Origin of the sequence: Salinibacterium sp., assembly GCF_031364185.1 — a bacterium.
Taxonomy (GTDB): Bacteria; Actinomycetota; Actinomycetes; order Actinomycetales; family Microbacteriaceae; genus Rhodoglobus.
The window spans coordinates 65,262-83,840 of sequence record NZ_JANLVV010000150.1; the positions used below are offsets into that span (position 1 = coordinate 65,262).

An 18,579-nucleotide genomic window follows, 5' to 3' on the forward strand; every position below is an offset into this window, starting at 1 on the left:
GGACATGACCCCGACGGCGCCCCTATGAGAGTGCTGGGTATCGACCCCGGCTTGACCCGCTGCGGCATTGGAGTAGTGGATGTCTCCGCCACCCGTACGGTGAGTCTTGTCTACGTCGGGGTGGTTGTCACGTCGCCCGATCTCGCACTTGAGCGCAGGCTGCTCGCTATCTCCCAGGGAATTGAGGATGTCGTCGATGAGTTCGAGCCGGACGCCGTGGGCATCGAGCGCATGTTCGCACAGCACAACCTTCGTACGGTGATGGGGACCGCGCAGGCCAGCGGTGTTGCCCTGCAGATCGCGGCGTCGCGGGGACTCGCTGTCGGCCTGCACACTCCGTCCGAGGTCAAGGCTGCCATCACCGGTTACGGTGCCGCCGATAAAAGGCAGGTCGGTGCGATGGTCGCGCGGGTGCTCGGACTCGATGTCGTACCAAGGCCCGCGGACGCGGCGGATGCGCTGGCGATCGCGATCTGCCACGCATGGAAAGGCCCAGCGCTGGCGGCCGGTGGCGGGGCTCTCACGCCGGCGCAGCGCGCCTGGCGGGATGCCGAGAAGACAGCAACGTCCCGGAAGGCATTCTCATGATCTCCTCACTGCGCGGGACGGTCCTCGCAGCGTTGGGCACCACGGTGGTGATCGAGGTTGGGGGAGTCGGGATGTCCGTACAGGTGACGCCACAGCTTGCCCTGTCGCTGCGGCCTGGCCACGAGGCATCCATTCGCACGGCCCTGATCGTCAGGGAAGACGACCTTTCCCTCTATGGTTTCGCCGAGGCAGACGAACTTGCGGCCTTCGACCTGCTCCGCAGTGTCACGGGGGTGGGGCCGAGGAGCGCGATGGGAGTGTTGGCGGTGATGGGACCCGCGGAGATCGCGCAGGCCGTCACTCTCGAAGATGACGGGGCGTTTCGCCGGGTTTCTGGCATCGGGCCGAAGACCGCAAAGCTCATCGTGCTGTCTCTCGCTGGAAAACTCGACGGCATGACCGGCGCGCGGGCTGCGACACCGGCTCGTCCTTCGAGCGTCGGCCAGAGCGTGGCCATCGCCCTGGTGGGGCTCGGTTGGCCGGAGCGTGTCGCCGCGCAGGCCGTCGAAGACGCGTTATCCCGGGCCAGCGCGATCGAGCGAGACGCCGTGCCAGCGCTGCTGCGTCTCGCCCTCGCGAACCTCGGCCCGCAGCTGGCCGGAACCTCCGCATGACCGACCCCGCCGTGTCGCTCACGCCCGAATCCGAGGCCGAGCTCGCATTCGAGGGCGCCATGCGGCCCACCTCGCTGGCGGAGTTCGTCGGCCAGACCAAGGTTCGCGGGCAACTCCAGTTGCTCCTGCAAGCGGCCGCCATCCAGAACCGCACTCCCGACCATATTCTGCTCGCGGGGCCCCCCGGACTCGGCAAGACAACCCTGGCGATGATCGTCGCTCACGAAAGCGAACGGCCGTTGCGAATGTCGAGTGGCCCCGCAATCCAGCACGCCGGCGACCTGGCCGCAGTGCTCTCGTCACTGGTGCCCGGCGAGGTGCTGTTCATCGATGAGATTCATCGCATGGCCCGGTCGGCGGAGGAAATGCTATATCTGGCCATGGAGGATTTCCGGATCGACATCATGGTGGGCAAGGGCGCGGGGGCGACCTCCATTCCGCTCGAGCTTGCGCCGTTCACGCTGGTCGGTGCGACCACGCGATCGGGCCTGCTGCCGAACCCCCTGCGCGACAGGTTCGGCTTCACCGCGCACCTGGAGTTCTACGATGAGCCCGAGCTCGAACTCGTGCTGCAACGGGCGGCAAAGCTTCTGGCACTCGACATTGACAGGGTCGCGCTGGCCGAGATCGCGGGACGCTGCCGGGGGACTCCGCGCATCGCCAACCGGCTTCTTCGGCGCGTGCGTGACTACGCACTGGTAAAGGGATCGGGTGCGGGAATCGACGCCGTGCACGCCGCACTGGAGCTGTACGACGTGGACGAACTGGGACTCGACCGGCTCGACCGAGCCGTCATGCAGACCGTCCTGACCCGTTTCGACGGCGGGCCCGTCGGACTCAATACGCTTGCCGTCTCCGTAGGCGAGGAGTCAGAAACTGTCGAGTCTGTTGTCGAGCCATTTCTCGTGCGCATCGGGCTACTGACCCGCACCCCGCGTGGCCGGGTTGCGACGCGCGAGGCATGGAAGCACTTCGGGCTTGCGCCGCGACAAGAGGTCACGCCCAAACCTGCCCTCTTCGGCGATGACCTATGATTCTTTGGTGGCCTCTCAGGCAGTCTGCTGAGACTGACCGGCCCACAGACTCCCTTGGAAGGTAATCATGGATCCGTTGACTATCGGAATGCTGGCCATTCTGGCAGTGCTCATTTTCTTTATGTTTCGCAATTCGCGCAAGCGTAAGGCGCAGCAGGAAGAACTTCGCACCCAGATCGTTCCTGGTGCCGAGGTGATGACAAACTTTGGTCTCTACGGCAAGCTCATCTCGCTCGACGAGAGCAGCAAGGTCGCCGAACTCGAGGTGGCGCCGGGCAACATTGTCCGCGTGCACAGCCAGACCATCGCGAAGGTCGTCACCGATGAGGTGGGCGAGCCCGGCGAGCCCCGCTCGGTCGAAGAGGCCATGGCTATCGCCAATCGCGAGGCCGAGGACCGAGACCGGGTCAAGCTGAACGAAGATACCGCGATTCCCCTCGAGGCACCCGAATACGGCGAACGAGTGGATGGCGACGAGAAGCCCGCTCGCCGTTCGACCAAGAAGGCCTCCGAGTAAGCACTATTCTTGGTGCTGGCCCGCGTCATGTGTACGCGCCGGTCAGCACCTTTTCGGGTGCCTGCGCTTGTTCGTCGGCCCGTATAGAAAGCTGAGTTGCACTGGTGGCAAGAACTACTCCTGTGAAAAAAGCGTGGCGTTCACTCACCTGGCTTCTCGTCATCACCGCGGTTCTCACGGGTGTCCTCGCGTACGGGGTGATCTTCGAAAAGGCGTCATGGGCTCCAAAGCTTGCCCTCGACCTCGAGGGCGGCACTCAGATCACACTCGCACCGAAGCTCGGTGCGGGGGAGGGCGCACCCTCGGCCGAGCAGCTCGATCAGGCGGTGTCGATCATCCGCCAGCGCATCGACGCCAGTGGCGTATCGGAGGCCGAGATAGCCACGCAGGGCGCATCGAATATCGTGGTGTCAATTCCTGGAACTCCGGATGAGGAGACCCTCCGGCGTATCGAGTCCTCGGCGAAGCTCGAATTCCGGCCGGTGATCTTCACGGATGTCGCCGCCACCAGTGCTGCCGGGTCAACGGAATCCCCAGCGCCAACCGATGGCGCAACCCCGGCCCCAACGCCGTCGCTCGCCACGACCTCGACGGCCGTCCCGACGGATGCAAGCGACCCGAACTGGGTGAGCCCGGCGCTGTTCGACGCCTATACGAACTTCGACTGCACGACGCTCGATAAGGCCGACACAAATGTCGCGCCCGAAGCCGACCCACTCATTACCTGTGAGGCATCAGCTGACGGCAAATATTCCTATAAGTACATTCTTGGGCCGGTTGAGGTTTCCGGCGACACCATCTCCGACGCTAGCAGCGGCCTCATTGCCAATAGCCAGGGCGTTAGTACGGGCACCTGGGGCGTGTTCATCACGTTCAACGACAAGGGCACCGGAGAGTTTGCCGACGTCACTCAGCGACTAAGCGGCTTCGACCCCAAAACCGATGTGCGTAACCGCTTCGCGATCGTCCTGGATGGCAAGGTCATCTCAGCACCGACCACCCAGGCTGTCATCACCGATGGAAAGCCCCAAATCAGCGGATCATTCGACCAAAAAAGCGCGAAAACCCTCGGGGACCAGCTGAAGTTCGGTGCACTTCCGCTCAGTTTTGTCGTGCAGTCAAATGAGACCATCTCGGCCACCCTGGGGGCAGCGCAGCTTAATAGCGGTATCGTCGCGGGCCTCATTGGCCTCATCCTCGTCGTAATTTATTCGCTGTTCCAATACCGCATGCTCGGTCTGGTGACTGTTGCCTCACTGGTGGTCGCCGGCGTGCTCACCTACCTGATGATCGCGATCCTGTCGTGGCGCCAGGGCTACAGGCTGTCGCTGGCCGGCGTCGCAGGACTGATCGTTGCCATCGGATTCACGGCCGACTCCTTCATCGTCTATTTCGAGCGAATACGTGACGAACTTCGAGACGGTCGAGGGCTCCCCGGAGCGGTTGAGGCCGGCTGGAAACGCGCGCTGCGCACGATTTTCGCCGCCAAGGCCGTCAACCTCCTCTCGGCGGTGGTGCTTTTCATCCTCGCCGTCGGGAACGTGAGGGGCTTTGCGCTCACTCTGGGACTCACTACCGTGATCGACGTTCTCATCGTCATCCTGTTCACGCATCCGATACTCCAGCTACTCGCGTCGACACGATTCTTCTCAAGTGGGCATCCATTGAGTGGCCTCGATCCGAATGCTCTCGGTGCGGTCTACCGCGGTCGTGCCCAGTTCCGGGCCCCGGTGCTCAGCCCAGCCAAAGCCGGAGCCAGTCGCGAGGCGGCTCGTCGGCAGACGATCGCGGAGCGCAAGGCCGCCGAGTTGACCGGCACGAGCGCACGCGGAGCATCCAGCACCACAGCGGATGGGAAGGATTCCTGATGGCCAGTTTTTCGAAGTTCGGAAATGACCTCTACACCGGTGAGCGTTCGATCGACTTCGTTGGTCGTCGCAAGCTCTGGTACGCCATCGCAGCAGTCATGATCCTGCTGTCGATCGCGCTCCCGATTGCCCGAGGTGGATTCGTCTTCGGGATCGAGTTCAGAGGTGGGTCCGAATTCCAGGTCGCGGGAGTGGCCGATCTCGACCTGGAAGGGCCTCGGGCCAAGGCCCAGGATCTGGCCGCATCGACCGTCGAGGCGATCGACCCGCAGGCATCACCTCGGGTCTCCATCGTGGGAACCGACTCGGTGAGAGTGCAGACCGAACAACTGTTGCCGGAACAGTCCACCCAGGCCCGCGACGCGCTGGCCACCGCCTTCGGAGTCGACATCACCAGCGTGACAGCATCGTTCATCGGGCCGTCATGGGGTGCTGATATCACCGGATCAGCCCTCCGGGCGCTCATCGTCTTCATCGTGCTCGCGGCCATACTCATGGCGCTCTACTTCAGGACATGGAAGATGTCGGTCGCGGCGATCGCGTCGCTGTTGCATGACATCATCATCACCGCCGGGGTCTACGGAGCTCTCGGCTTCGAAATCACCCCGTCCGCGGTGATCGGATTCCTGACCATTCTCGGATTTTCGCTCTACGACACCGTCGTGGTGTTCGATAAGATCCGGGAGAACACCACGGAGGACGCTAATTCCTCACCTCGAACATTTGCCGGCTCGGTGAATCTTGCGGTGAACCAGACTCTCGTGCGTTCCATCAACACCGGGGTAGTCGCCGCGCTGCCCGTGGGCGCAATTCTTTTTATCGGGGCCTATGTACTCGGAGCCGGGACCCTGCGAGACATTGCGCTTGCGCTGTTCATCGGCATTATTGTCGGCACATACTCGACCATATTTATTGCGGCTCCGATTTACTCCCAATTGCGCGAGCAGGAGCCGGACATCCTTGCTCACAGCACCAAGCTCGAAGCCGCCCGCTCCGCCCTGGGCGGAAGGTAAAGCGGTGGCATCTTCGGACTCCCCGTCAGTTCCAGAGGTGTCTGCCGAGGATGCCATCAGCGAAGTCTCCCGCGGAGTTACGGTGGTGGATGTGCGCGAACAAAGCGAATGGGACGCCGGTCACATTGCCGGCGCACAGCTCGTGCCACTGTCTGAACTCGAGGAACGAGCCGTCGAACTGCCTCTCGCCACACGACTGCTCATCGTGTGCCACAGCCGGATGAGATCGCGGCGTGCGACCACGTTCCTGCGCTCCCACGGAGTGGATGCGGTGAACGTCGACGGCGGGATGATGGCCTGGGCCGCGTCCGGTGGCGCGCTTTCCTCCGTTACGACACCAGCGAACACGGACGAAACCTGATCCGCCGCCGCTTAGGATCGATATCGGAGGTGGCAGCGTGACAGAGACAACGCAAAACACTGCCACCCTGCGCACTTTGCTGCCGCGCATCTTTTCGAGAGCTCAGCCCGCCGGCGCAGTGGACCGCCTCATCAAGACGGTGAGAGCCCATCACCCGAAGGCCGACATAGCCCTGCTGGAGCGCGCCTACACTGCGGCCGAGAAGGCCCATCGCGGACAGAAGCGCAAGAGTGGCGAGCCGTACATCACCCACCCGGTCGCCGTTGCACAGATCCTGGCCGATTTGGGAATTGGCACGAAGACTCTGGCTGCCGCGCTGCTGCACGACACCGTTGAAGATACCGAATACACACTCGAACTTCTTCGACACGATTTCGGGGACGAGATCGCGATGCTGGTCGATGGTGTGACCAAGCTTGACAAGCTCAAATACGGAGATAGCGCCCAGGCCGAGACCGTACGCAAGATGATCGTCGCGATGTCGAAAGATATTCGGGTTCTCGTCATCAAACTGGCCGATCGTCTGCACAACGCCCGCACCTGGGGATTCGTGGACACGGCATCGGCCACCAGGAAGGCGCAGGAAACTCTCGAGATCTACGCACCACTGGCTCACCGACTCGGAATCCAGGCGATCAAGCTTGAGCTCGAGGATCTGTCGTTCGCTGTGCTTCACCCCAAGCTTTACGTCGAGATTGAAAGCCTCGTGCGTCAACGCACTCCACAGCGTGAGGAGTTCGTGCAGCAGGTCATCGATGCTGTCCACGACGACCTCAAAGCATCACGAATAAAGGGAAGCGTCGCCGGGCGCCCGAAGCAGTATTATTCGATTTACCAAAAAATGATCGTGCGCGGCCGCGAGTTCGACGAGATCTACGACCTCGTGGGCATCCGCATCCTGGTCAATTCAGTGAGGGATTGCTACGCCGTTCTCGGGTCAATCCACGCAAGGTGGAACCCTATCCCCGGTCGGTTCAAAGACTACATAGCGACCCCGAAGTTCAACCTCTACCAGTCCTTGCACACGACGGTCATCGGGCCCCAGGGCAAGCCGGTCGAGCTACAGATCCGCACCACCGAAATGCATGAACGGGCCGAATTCGGGGTGGCGGCACACTGGAAGTACAAAGCGAAGGTGAATGGCAAGGGCGACGGTTCGGGCATTCAAGTCGATGGAGACATGGCGTGGCTCGCCCACATCACCGATTGGCAGGCAGAAACAGAAGACCCAGGGGAATTTCTTGACTCTCTGCGGTTCGAGATCGGTGCCAAAGAGGTTTATGTTTTCACTCCGCAGGGCAAGGTCATTGGCCTCCCCGCCGGGGCGACACCGGTCGACTTCGCCTACGCGGTGCACACGGAGGTGGGGCATCGCACCATGGGCGCCAAGGTCAATGGGCGGCTTGTCCCTCTCGAAAGTGAGCTAAACAGCGGCGATTCCGTCGAGGTTTTCACTTCGAAAAATCCGGACGCCGCGCCCAGCCAGGATTGGCTGTCGTTCGTCAAAAGCACGAGAGCCCGCAATAAGATCCGTGCCTGGTTCACGAAGGAACGACGCGAGGAAGCGGTTGAGCAGGGCAAGGACGCCATAGCTCGCGCCATGCGAAAGCAAAATCTTCCACTACAAAAACTGATGAGCCAGGATTCGTTTGCCGAGGTCGCGTCACAAATGCGCTACGACGACGTCACGGCGCTCTATGCTGCGGTGGGCGAGGGTCATATCTCGACCCAGTCGGTGATAGAAAAAGTTCTGGCGTCACTGCACAGCGAATCTGAGACCGAAGACTCGGAGGTCGAGTTTGCGCCGAAGGGTCGTAGCCGCGCTCTCAAGAACAGCGACTCGGGGGTGCTCGTTCGTGGGGCTCCCGACATCCTCGTCAAGCTGGCAAAATGCTGTACCCCCGTACCCGGTGATCAGGTTGTCGGCTTTGTGACCCGTGGAGCCGGAGTATCGGTGCACCGCACAGACTGCAATAACGTGAATTCACTCATGCTTGAGCCCGAGCGCATCATCGAAGTGGAGTGGGCGCCAAGCTCCAAGTCACTCTTCCTTGTACAAATTCAGGTGGAGGCGCTCGATAGGTCCGGTCTGCTGTCTGACGTGACGCGGGTGCTCAGTGAGAACCATGTCAATATTTTGTCGGCCACGGTGTCTACCTCCAGCGAGAGACTCGCCCTCAGCAGGTTTGTCTTCGAGATGGGAGACACCACCCATCTCGACAGGGTGTTGAACGCCGTTCGCAGGATCGACGCTGTGTATGACGTCTACAGAGTCAGCAACGGCTGATCCGCGCGCGCGCTCGACGTTTGCCCGGGAGATTTCGGCGACTATTGAGTCCATCGATGCAGTCCTCGAAGCTCACCCCGTAGCGACGCATCAGCAATGACACCGAGCGCTCGTCCGCTTCATCGAACACCTCGCTGAACCGGGCAAGATCGATGATGGTGCGCAGGGGAGTGGTGGTTCGAAACCCGTCGACGAGGGTGAATTCATGAGGCCCTATCACCACCTCACGAACACTCACAGATCTCGGGAGTTCATGACCTACTCGTGAGTCCATACCCACGCAAAGCTGGCGATGAGGCGGCGCGAGGTCATACGCGCCCCAGATCCAGCCGGCCGAGCGCTGTTCTGCGATCAGCCGTTGCGGCATCCCGAAGTGCACCACGCTTGCTCGATGTGACGGCTGCTCGATTTCGTCGATGGGGGTGAAGCAATTGCCGATCTGGAATAGCTCTCCGTCCAGCCTCGCTGCCCACAGCTCGGCTTCAGGGAGGTCAAGACCGGAGAGTACGGACGACAGGCGCTCGGGCATCCACCCATCATGGGCGGTGTCGCCTGTGAGCAGGGGCCCGTCGACGTGATGTGTGGGCAACTGCCACCTGTGTACGGCGAGCTGGAGCTAGCGCGCGATTGCTCCTAGCCACGCCCTTCGGGCCTCCAACGCTTCCTGAGCCGCGGCGATGGCGCGTTTATCTCCACCCGCGCGCGCCTCATCGAGTTCACGCTCAAGCTTGGCTATCGCGTCAGTGAGTTGACCGAGGAACCCTGACTCGCGTTCCTTACGGTCTGGGTTATGTTTCACCCAGTGGTCTTCGTCGAGTTTGCGTACGGCGTTCTCGACCTTCCGAAGGCGATCCTCCACCGGCTTGACCCTGTCGCGAGGAACTTTACCGATCGCGTCCCATCTGGACTGGATGCGCAGCAGCGCCTCTTTGGCCTTGACCCGGTTAGTTTCGGCCAATAGCGGCTCGGCCTCGACCAGCAGCGCCTCTTTCAACTCGAGATTGGCGGCGAACTCGGCGTTGTCCTGAACGTCGACCTCAGTCTTGGCCGAGTAGAGAGCGTCGCCGGCCTCTTTGAACTGGGCCCATAACGCGTCATCAAACTTCTTACCCGCACGGCCGGAGGCCTTCCACTGATCCAGGAGTGTGCGGTAAGCGGGTATGCCCTCGGGCCCCTTCGCCACCAGTTCCTGAGCTTTCTCCACGAGCGCCTGCTTGGCGGCCTTTGCATCTTTGTGGACGCTGTCCAACTCTGAGAAGAATGCTTTGCGGTGGGTGTCGATGGTGGCGCGAGCAGCACGGAATCGTTTCCACAGCTCATTTGCCTCGTTCTTAGGCAGTCGTGGCCCGTTCGCCTGATGCCGTTGCCAGCGTGCGAATATGTCGTCGATCGACGCTGTCACCTGCTTCCATTGAGCCTTTGCCGGATCTTGCGCTGCGAGAATTTCTGCCTCGACTACGAGTGCTTCCCGCTCTGTCAACGCCGCAGCGACAAGAGCCCTGGACTCTTCGGTCTGCTTCTCGCTTAGCTCGTTCACGGTGCCTCCGAGAGCCTCCATGCGAGTCTGGAGGGCCGCCAGGTTACCGACGGCATTCGCGGTAGCGATGCTCAAAGTCAGCGTTGTGACCGCCTTCGACACGTCGGCAGCAGGAGCGCCGCGCTTCACTCGCTGCTCAAGAAGCGTGACCTGCCCAGCGAGCTCTGTGAACTTTCGCTGGAAGTAGGCGAGTGCCTCTTCTGGCGAGCCATCGGGGTACTGCCCTACCGCCCGCTCTCCTGCAGCCTCGCGAACGAAGACGGTTCCTGTCTCATCAACGCGGCCCCAGGCCCGATCGTCTGTTGCCACGTGAATCACCCTTGCAGTTCGTACCGGATGGCTGGGCACACTCATACCCGGCCCAGCGGATCAAGCCTATGGCACCCCGGGAATGGCCGGCAGCGACGTTATTGGATCGTGGTGTTGTTGAGCGGCGAAGTTACTGAATGGTGAGCCCCGTGATGGATGTCGCGACGACGGGCGCTCCGTCGGTGGGGCCGTTGGCCCCGGGAATGACTCCACCGGAGCCGATCTGCGCCGCGAGCTGATCGAGTCCACTCGTGACAGTGCCTACCACCGTGTACCCGCCCGCCGCATCGTCAGGCAGCGTGGCATCGGAGAAGACGATGAAGAACTGGCGGCCGTTGCTGTAGGCGTCGCCGCCTCCCCGCGCCATGGCTATCGTCGCGGCCGGGTAGACGCCGCCGACCGCTGCGTTCTCGACCGGTCCGAAACTGAACGACGGGTCGGGAGCGCCGGTGCCATCGAAGGATCCACACTGAATGAGCCCGGCAGTGGCGCTTGAGACCAGACGATGGCAGGTCTTGTCGACGTAATAGCCATCCTGTGCAGACGTGACGAACGACGCCACAGCCTGCGGGGCGAGGGCTCCATCGAGAGAAATCCCGAGTGGCACGTCATTGAGGGTCAGAGTGCCCGTCCAGGTTCGCCCTTCGGCCACGGATGGGTCTGGCACGTCACCCACGTTTTGGCTTTCGGCGGTGGCGGTGGCAGTGGGAGTGGGGGCTGGGGTTGGAGTGCCGGGGCCGCCGTTGAAGTAATAAAGCTGCGCTCCCGCGACCAGCGCAGCAACCGTCAGTACACCCGCGATGGCGACGATGTTGTCGCGAGTGCGGCGCCGGCGGCCGTGCTCATAGACAGTCTGCCTGGCCTGGTAGCGGCGCAGGCGATCCCGGGCCTCACGCGCCTGACGATCGGTGCTCTTATTCGTTGCCACGATTGCTCCTTCTGTGGTTCGGTGCCGGGGGCTCGGTGCTGTGCGGCACCCAGCCGAGCCGAGTGCCATTGTGAACTGTACGATATCCGTCGGGTCGGTCGCCGAGGTTAGCATTGCCATCATGGATAGCGGGCCTGGATTACGCGGTGGGGCAACCCCACTGGCGGTGAGAATGCGCCCCATGAGCCTGGATGAGGTTGCCGGGCAGCGGCATCTGCTGGCGCCCGGTTCGCCGCTGGTCAGCCTGGCCTCTGACCGCACGGGCGAGCAGGGGTCAGTCTCGATCATCCTGTGGGGGCCACCCGGAACAGGAAAGACAACGCTGGCTAAAGCCATTGCGCACAGCTCTGGCCGAAAGTTTGTCGAACTGTCGGCGGTCAACGCGGGTGTCCGCGATGTCAGGCAGGTGATGGAGGAGGCACTCTCGAGCCGAGATCTCTACGGACTCACCACGGTGCTGTTTCTCGATGAGATTCACCGCTTCACGAAAGCCCAGCAGGATGCACTGCTGCCGGGGGTGGAGAACGGCTGGGTCATCCTGATTGCGGCAACCACGGAGAACCCATCCTTCTCGGTCATCGCGCCGCTGCTGTCGCGATCGCTGTTGCTCACGCTCGAACAGTTGGATGAGACCGACCTCGGGGCCGTGATTGATCGTGCTGTCGCGGATGATCGCGGGCTGGCAGATGCCGTCACGCTCGCACCAGAGGCTCGCGCCACCATTATTAGGATGTCGTCGGGTGACGCGAGGCGGGCGCTCACGGCACTCGAGGCCTCGGCGATGGCCGCGGTGGCCTCGCACGACGGAACCGGAACGCCCGTTGTCACGGCCGAACTCGTGGCCATGGCCGTTGATCGTGCCCTATTGCGCTACGACAGGCAGGGCGACGAGCACTACGACGTGATCAGCGCCTTCATCAAATCGGTCAGGGGTTCTGACGTGGACGCGGCCCTGCACTACCTCGCCCGAATGATCGAGGCCGGGGAAGATCCCCGCTTCATTGCCCGGAGAATAATCATCTCGGCGGCCGAAGACATCGGTATGGCTGACCCTCAGGCATTGGTCATCGCACTGGCGGCAGCCGATGCCGTGCAGCTGATCGGCATGCCCGAGGGCAGGATTCCGCTGGCCGAGGCCGTTGTTTATCTCGCAACGGCACCCAAGTCCAATGCCGCCTACCTTGCCCTGGACAGAGCGATCGCCGACGTTCGCGCCGGCAAGATCGGGCGGGTGCCCAAGCCTCTTCGTGACGCCCATTATCCAGGGGCGCAGCGGCTGGGGCACGGCAAGGGATATAAGTATTCCCATGACTTCGACTTCGGGGTGGTAACCCAGCAGTACCTCCCTGACGAGCTCCAGGGCACGGAGTATTACCAGCCGAGCAACAACGGTAATGAGCGAGACGTGGCCGCCAGGCTAGAGAAGCTCAGGGGCATCATTCGCGGTAGTTAGTGATACTCTTATCGCTGCCCAAGATCTGGTTTCCGCGCGCGGCTGCAACGAAATCGCCGGTCGAGGATTTACGGTCTGTAGCCGACCGAGGTCCGCAGGGCGCTTCCCTCTACTTTCACGGGCGTGTGCGAGAAGCACGAGTTTTGCGCGCGCATGCGTGCACGCGAGCACCCGTTTCCATCATTCATTGACAGTAAGGAACCCGTGTCTACTAAGTCACGTACTCGTAGCAAGACCCGCCTTTCGCGTGCTCTGGGCATCGCGCTGACCCCGAAGGCAGCGAAGTACCTTGAGAAGCGTCCGTATGCTCCCGGTGAACATGGCCGCACCAAGCGCAAACAGGACAGCGACTACGCCGTGCGTCTTCGTGAGAAGCAGCGCCTGCGCGCCCAGTACGGTATCCGCGAAGCCCAGCTCAAAATCCAGTTCGAGGAAGCTCGCAAAGCGGCAGGATTGACCGGTGAAAACCTGGTGGAGCAGCTCGAGATGCGTCTCGACGCGATTCTCGTGCGCTCCGCGATCGCCCGCACCACTGCGCAGTCGCGCCAGATGGTGGTGCACCGTCACATTCTCGTCGATGGCCAGCTCGTCGATCGCCCGTCGTTCCGCGTGAAGCCGGGCCAGCTCGTGCACGTGAAGCCTCGCAGCGAAGGTATGGAGATCTTCCAGGTCGCGGCTGCCGGCGGCCACGTCGACGTGCTTCCCAAGACCCCGGGGTACCTGGAGGTCGAAATCGACAAGCTCCAGACACGCCTGGTTCGTCGTCCGAAGCGCGCCGAGGTTCCCGTGACCTGCGAAGTGCAGCTCGTCGTGGAGTACTACGCCGCTCGCTAAACGCAACCCGGTTACTGTGGGAGCGGGTCGTCGCAAGACGGCCCGCTTTCTTCCGTTAACCGATAAGAAACGCACCATCACCACCGGACATAGGGCGGGACGGACTGACCTGGTCGCCCTGCTGTCGGCTGTCACATGGCTCCCTCTGATGGGGATTGCCGCTGCTCCTGCTGGAGTGCAGAGCGCCGTGCGGGGCGGTCGAGAGAGCACCGAGCGCACGGGATCGAAGAACTAAGCTGGCACTTTATGATTTCGCCCGTCGAACACCTCTCATCAAAGGAGCACTCATGAAGGGCCTACTTGTCCTCACCGTCGGAGTCGCTGCAGGATTCTTCGTTGCGCACGCCGTCTCGAAGACTCCCGAAGGGCACCAGTTCTTCGCCTACATCGAGTCGCGTGCGCGCCAATTCCGGGCTGCCGTCGTGGAGGGTTACCAGGCCCGCGAGGCCGAACTTCTGGCCGCCGTCGCGGAGGCTGAAGACGTGATTTCCGACCTCAACCGCAGACGCTGACCCACGACAGGCTCGGTCGTCGAGCTCCATTGCACACCGAGTGACCAGGACCTTCCTATGCAGACCGCAGACATCCAGAACCGCTGGCTGAATTTCTTTGGCGAACGAGGACACACAATCGTGCCCTCCGCCTCGCTGGTGAGCGACGACCCCACCCTGCTCTTCACCGTCGCAGGGATGGTGCCGTTCGTGCCCTACCTGACCGGACTGGTGCCCGCCCCCTACCCGCGTGCGACGAGTGTGCAGAAGTGCATTAGGACCCTCGACATCGAGGAGGTGGGCAAGACCCCCCGGCACGGCACGTTCTTCCAGATGAACGGCAACTTCTCCTTCGGTGACTATTTCAAGAAGCAGGCGATCGAGTTTGCCTGGGAGCTGTTGACAGGCACCGAATCGGCCGGTGGCTTCGGGTTCGACGAGAAGGACCTCTGGGTCACCGTGTACAAGGACGATGACGATGCGGTCAACTTCTGGAAGAAGACGGCGGGCCTCGCCGACGAACGCATCCAGCGTCTGGATATGGATACCAACTACTGGTCGACAGGCCAGCCCGGGCCTGCGGGGCCGTGCTCAGAGATTTTCTTCGATCGCGGACCCGAATATGGCATGGATGGCGGTCCGGCGACAGATGACGACAGATATGTCGAAATCTGGAACCTCGTGTTCATGCAGTACCTGCGGGGTGAGGGCAGCGGTAAGAATTTCGAGATTCTGGGGGAGTTGCCCTCACAGAACATCGACACCGGCATGGGGATGGAGCGGGTCGCCTTCATCAAGCAGGGCGTCGAGAACATGTACGAGATCGACCAGGTTCGCCCTGTGCTCGACAAGGCCGCCGAGCTATCGCGGCGACGGTACGGTGCCAGCAACGAGGACGACGTCAGGATGCGCGTCATCGCAGACCATGTGCGATCGAGTCTGATGCTGATGTCGGATGGGGTCACCCCGGCGAACGAGGGACGCGGATATATCCTGCGCCGGCTTTTGCGACGCACCGTCCGCTCAATGCGGCTGCTTGGTGTCGAAGAACCGACATTCGCCGAGCTGTTTCCCGCGTCCCGCGATGCGATGAAGACCCAGTACCCCGAGGTGTCGACCGACTTCGATCGCATCTCCCGCCTGGCACTCGCGGAGGAAGAGACCTTCCTCAGGACGCTGGCCAGTGGCACGACCATCCTGGACATCGCCGTCTCGCGCACCCAGCAGGCCGACGCCACGCAATTGCCCACGGAGACGGCGTTCCTACTGCATGACACGTATGGATTCCCCATCGACCTGACACTCGAGATCGCCGAAGAGGCGGGCCTCTCGATTGACCGCGACGGATTCGACGTGCTGATGAATCACCAGCGCACGATGGCCAAGGCTGACGCCAAATCGAAGAAGCAGCACCTGGCTGACCTCTCGGTCTATAGCGCGTTCCGAGCGCAGGGCGAAACAGTCTTCACAGGCTACGACTACCTCGATACCGACACAACGGTCTTGGGACTGATCGTCGACGGGGCCGCCGTGACGCGCGCAACTTCCGGTCAGATTGCTGAAGTAGTCCTGGCCGAAACGTCGTTATATCCCGAATCCGGAGGCCAGGAAGCCGATGCCGGAACCATCGTGGGTCTCGGGTTCGAACTCGAGGTGCTCGATGTCCAGCGGCCGGTCAAGGGACTCGTCAGTCATAAGGTGCAGGTCACTTCCGGCGAGGTGGGAGTGGGCGAGCCGGCGACCAGCGTCGTCGACCCCCGGTGGCGGCGCGGTGCGACGCAGGCCCATTCCGCGACTCACCTCATCCACGCCGCGCTCCGTCAGATTCTCGGACCGCAGGCGCACCAGTCGGGTTCCTACAATAAGTCCGGCTACATGCGCCTCGACTTCTCATGGAATTCGGCGCTGTCTCACGCCACGAAAAGTGAAATCGAAGAGGTGGCCAATAACGCTGTACTGGACAATCTCGAGGTCACCACGCGAATACTGCCGATTGGCGAGGCGAAGGCCCTCGGTGCGATGGCACTGTTCAGCGAGAAGTATGGTGACACGGTTCGAGTCGTCGAGATAGGCGGCCCGTGGTCGCTCGAGCTCTGTGCGGGAACGCATGTGTCGCGATCTTCGGAGGTCGGGCTGATCAACCTCATTGGCGAGTCGTCGGTGGGTTCGTCCAATCGGCGCATCGAGTCGCTGGTGGGACTGGACGCCTTTCGAGACCTCGCTGTCGAGCGCGCGCTCGTGTCAGAGCTCACGTCGGCATTGAAGACTCCCCGTGACCAACTACCCGAACGCATCGGCGCGCTGGTCGCTGACCTTCGGGCCGCGGAGAAGAAGATCGCCGAGTTCGAGTCCGGCCAGCTGGCGCAGCGCATTCCTGCCATCGTGGCCAATGGTTATCAGGTCGGCGCTGTGATGCTCGTGGTCGAAAATCTGGGCAGGATATCTACGACCGATGACCTGCGATCACTCGTGATGGGAGTGCGCGAGCGACTCGGTAGCGGTGCCTCCATCGTCGCGCTCGCCGCCGAGGTGTCGGGCAAGCCCGCCGTCATCGTCGCGACCAACGACGCCTCGCGCGCCGCGGGGCATAAGGCCGGCCGTCTGGCTCAGCTCGCTGCAGGAGTGCTTGGCGGCGGAGGTGGTGGAAAGGACGACATTGCGCAGGGTGGTGGATCGACTGTGTCCGCTATCGGCCCGGCACTTGACGCAATCACTGAGGCAGTGCGCGGCTAGTGCGACCGGGGGTACGGCTGGGCGTTGACGTGGGGCTGGCCCGCATCGGGGTTGCGCGCTGTGACTCGCATGGCATCCTGGCCACCCCGGTGGAGACAGTACCCAGGGGCAGTGGCGACCTGTCCCGCATCGCCCGAATCGCCGTCGAACTGGAAGCCATAGAGATCGTTGTCGGCCTTCCCCTCGCGCTATCAGGCAATGACACTGCGTCAACGGCAGATGCGAGGAGTTTCGCGAACGAGATTTCGAGAACGTCGAGACTGCCGGTGCGACTCGTGGATGAGCGGCTGTCGACTGTGTCGGCCCAGTCAGCGCTCAGGGCAGCGGGTCGGTCTACCAGAAATTCACGAGCAGTGATTGATCAGGTGGCCGCCGTTATAATTTTGCAACATGCGCTCGACTTCGAGCGTTCTGCTGGCATACCTCCCGGTGTCGTCGTAGACACCCATGAAGGACTTTAAATCTATGGCACATGAGCCGAGCTGGGACAGCATTTTTGATCCGGACCCGACGCCGGACTCATCTACCCCCAGCGTTACCCAGGTCGCTGAGCCCGCCCCGACCAGTCGTCGCGAGGCCCGCGAGGGTGAAGCGCGCCGTCGCGGTGGTGGCAACGGCTCAGGCTCGGCTGGCGGCGCACGAGCCGGCAGTCGGCCGAGCAAACGCGGCCTGTTGTGGCTGAAGATCGCCCTCCCGCTTGTTCTCGTCATCGGGGCAGCAGGCGGCGTGGCGGCTTTTGGCTGGGTCAACTACAACGAACAGGTGCGGGAGTTGCTGGGCATCCCCCTCGCCATCGACTACGAGGGCACCGGCAACGGCGTGGAAGCAATTGTCACGGTGCGTTTGGGCGACCTGGGTTCTGATGTGGCTACCGAGCTCCACGACGCTGGGGTCACCATGACGTATGACGCGTTCTACGACCTGCTCGTGGCACAGGCGGACAATGTGAATTTCGTTCCGGGGAACTTCTCACTGCAAAAGGAAATGAGCGCTCAATCGGCGCTCGATGCCCTGCTCGATCCCGCCAATAAGATCACCGATCGCGTGCTGCTGCGCGAAGGGGTCACCTTGCCCACGGCGCTTGAATTGATCTCCGAGACGACCAGTATTCCGCTGGCTGAGCTTCAGGCCGCCGCCGCCGACCTGCCCTCCTTCGGCCTACCCGCCGAGGCGCCGAGCCTCGAGGGCTATCTCTTTCCCGCAACCTACGAACTCGACGGTACCGAAACGGCTCAGGAAATACTGCAGCGGCTCGTCACCGAGATGTTCGCGCGGCTGGATTCCGCCGGAGTGGCGGTGGAAGATCGCCATCGCGTCTTGACGCTTGCGGCCCTAATCCAAAAAGAGGGCGGACCGGAAGTCGACTTCGCGAAGGTATCGCGCGTATTCACGAACAGACTCAACGACGGAATACTGCTCCAATCGGATGCGACGGTCAGCTATGGCGCCGGTAGCACATCGATATTCACGACTGATGCCGAACGAGCGGACGACAGCAATCCATACAACACTTATGTTCATCCTGGACTGCCAATCGGGCCTATTTCGGCCCCTGGCGCCGCCGCGATCGACGCGGCGCTGAACCCGGTCGACGGGCCCTGGCTTTTTTTCGTGCTTGTCAACGGCGAGACCGGAGAGACCACATTCTCCACCACCGTGGACGAGCATGACGCTGCAGTCGAGGTGTGGCAGCGGTGGCTTCGCGATCACCCCGAGTGGGACACGGGAGAGTGACGGCGCGAACTCGGCTCGCAGTGCTGGGCTCGCCGATCTCCCATTCGCTTTCTCCGCGCATCCACAAGGCCGCATATGAGGTGCTCGGGCTCGACTGGAGCTATGAGTCTGTCGATGTCACAGAGGGGTCACTCGCGGACTTCGTAACGAAACTCGACTCACGCTGGCGGGGACTGTCGCTGACGATGCCGCTGAAACGCGGCATCCTGCCCCTGCTGGATTCTCGGGACAGTGTGGTGGACACTGTGGGTGCCGCGAATACCGTGCTGGTCGGTGAA

General features: G+C 62.3%; 18 protein-coding genes. 15 read left to right on the forward strand and 3 right to left on the reverse strand.

The window, feature by feature from the left end:
• Positions 1–24 precede the first annotated feature (24 nt).
• The 8 genes from ruvC (at position 25) to RMN95_RS07055 (ending at position 8,282) form a co-directional block, all read left to right on the forward strand.
• The gene (gene ruvC, locus RMN95_RS07020) at positions 25–588 is read left to right on the forward strand and encodes a crossover junction endodeoxyribonuclease RuvC (RefSeq protein WP_309616223.1); all 564 of its coding nucleotides are present in this window, start codon (positions 25–27) and stop codon (positions 586–588) included.
• Complete coding sequence (gene ruvA, locus RMN95_RS07025) at positions 585–1,202, forward strand: Holliday junction branch migration protein RuvA (RefSeq protein ID WP_309616224.1); 618 nt, start codon at positions 585–587, stop codon at positions 1,200–1,202. The genes ruvC and ruvA overlap by 4 nt, the downstream gene beginning before the upstream one ends.
• On the forward strand, positions 1,199–2,236 hold the full coding sequence (gene ruvB, locus RMN95_RS07030) for a Holliday junction branch migration DNA helicase RuvB (protein ID WP_309616225.1): 1,038 nt from the start codon (positions 1,199–1,201) through the stop codon (positions 2,234–2,236). Before ruvA ends, ruvB begins: the two co-directional genes overlap by 4 nt.
• Positions 2,237–2,303: 67 nt before the next feature.
• Positions 2,304–2,753 (forward strand): preprotein translocase subunit YajC, encoded by a 450-nt coding sequence (gene yajC / locus RMN95_RS07035; RefSeq protein WP_309616226.1) that lies wholly within the window; start codon positions 2,304–2,306, stop codon positions 2,751–2,753.
• A 104-nt stretch (positions 2,754–2,857) separates the two neighbouring features.
• Complete coding sequence (gene secD, locus RMN95_RS07040; protein WP_309616227.1) at positions 2,858–4,621, forward strand: protein translocase subunit SecD; 1,764 nt, start codon at positions 2,858–2,860, stop codon at positions 4,619–4,621.
• Positions 4,621–5,634, forward strand: coding sequence for a protein translocase subunit SecF (gene secF, locus RMN95_RS07045; RefSeq protein WP_309616228.1), 1,014 nt, complete (start codon positions 4,621–4,623; stop codon positions 5,632–5,634). Before secD ends, secF begins: the two co-directional genes overlap by 1 nt.
• Before the next feature lie 4 nt (positions 5,635–5,638).
• On the forward strand, positions 5,639–5,995 hold the full coding sequence (locus RMN95_RS07050) for a rhodanese-like domain-containing protein (RefSeq protein WP_309616229.1): 357 nt from the start codon (positions 5,639–5,641) through the stop codon (positions 5,993–5,995).
• Between the two features lie 37 nt (positions 5,996–6,032).
• Positions 6,033–8,282, forward strand: coding sequence for a bifunctional (p)ppGpp synthetase/guanosine-3',5'-bis(diphosphate) 3'-pyrophosphohydrolase (locus RMN95_RS07055; protein WP_309616230.1), 2,250 nt, complete (start codon positions 6,033–6,035; stop codon positions 8,280–8,282).
• Here the strand turns inward: RMN95_RS07055 and RMN95_RS07060 are convergent.
• From RMN95_RS07060 to RMN95_RS07070, 3 genes are all read right to left on the reverse strand, one after another.
• Positions 8,269–8,811, reverse strand: coding sequence for a hypothetical protein (locus tag RMN95_RS07060; RefSeq protein ID WP_309616231.1), 543 nt, complete (start codon positions 8,809–8,811; stop codon positions 8,269–8,271). The genes RMN95_RS07055 and RMN95_RS07060 overlap by 14 nt on opposite strands.
• Positions 8,812–8,898: 87 nt before the next feature.
• Positions 8,899–10,128, reverse strand: a complete 1,230-nt coding sequence (locus tag RMN95_RS07065; protein ID WP_309616232.1) for a DUF349 domain-containing protein — start codon at positions 10,126–10,128, stop codon at positions 8,899–8,901.
• A gap of 130 nt (positions 10,129–10,258) precedes the next feature.
• Positions 10,259–11,056, reverse strand: coding sequence for a peptidylprolyl isomerase (locus tag RMN95_RS07070; RefSeq protein ID WP_309616233.1), 798 nt, complete (start codon positions 11,054–11,056; stop codon positions 10,259–10,261).
• A 121-nt stretch (positions 11,057–11,177) separates the two neighbouring features.
• Here RMN95_RS07070 and RMN95_RS07075 point away from each other — a divergent pair, with 121 nt between their 5' ends.
• The 7 genes from RMN95_RS07075 to RMN95_RS07105 all read left to right on the forward strand — a co-directional run.
• Entirely contained in the window at positions 11,178–12,509 is a 1,332-nt protein-coding gene (locus RMN95_RS07075) for a replication-associated recombination protein A (protein WP_309616234.1), read from the forward strand.
• Positions 12,510–12,713: 204 nt separating this feature from the next.
• Positions 12,714–13,343 carry a 30S ribosomal protein S4 gene (gene rpsD / locus RMN95_RS07080; RefSeq protein ID WP_309616235.1) on the forward strand — a complete coding sequence of 210 codons (630 nt, stop codon included), beginning with the start codon at positions 12,714–12,716 and terminating at the stop codon, positions 13,341–13,343.
• A gap of 287 nt (positions 13,344–13,630) precedes the next feature.
• Positions 13,631–13,855: a hypothetical protein gene (locus tag RMN95_RS07085; RefSeq protein WP_309616236.1), complete on the forward strand. Its 225-nt coding sequence runs from the start codon at positions 13,631–13,633 to the stop codon at positions 13,853–13,855.
• Between the two features lie 57 nt (positions 13,856–13,912).
• Positions 13,913–16,567 carry an alanine--tRNA ligase gene (gene alaS / locus RMN95_RS07090; RefSeq protein ID WP_309616237.1) on the forward strand — a complete coding sequence of 885 codons (2,655 nt, stop codon included), beginning with the start codon at positions 13,913–13,915 and terminating at the stop codon, positions 16,565–16,567.
• Entirely contained in the window at positions 16,567–17,028 is a 462-nt protein-coding gene (gene ruvX / locus RMN95_RS07095) for a Holliday junction resolvase RuvX (RefSeq protein ID WP_309616238.1), read from the forward strand. The genes alaS and ruvX overlap by 1 nt, the downstream gene beginning before the upstream one ends.
• 4 nt (positions 17,029–17,032) lie before the next feature.
• Positions 17,033–18,301 carry an endolytic transglycosylase MltG gene (gene mltG, locus RMN95_RS07100; RefSeq protein ID WP_309616239.1) on the forward strand — a complete coding sequence of 423 codons (1,269 nt, stop codon included), beginning with the start codon at positions 17,033–17,035 and terminating at the stop codon, positions 18,299–18,301.
• Positions 18,298–18,579 (forward strand): shikimate dehydrogenase family protein (locus RMN95_RS07105; protein WP_397545259.1); only part of this gene is annotated, 282 nt, incomplete at its 3' end. The genes mltG and RMN95_RS07105, both read left to right, overlap by 4 nt.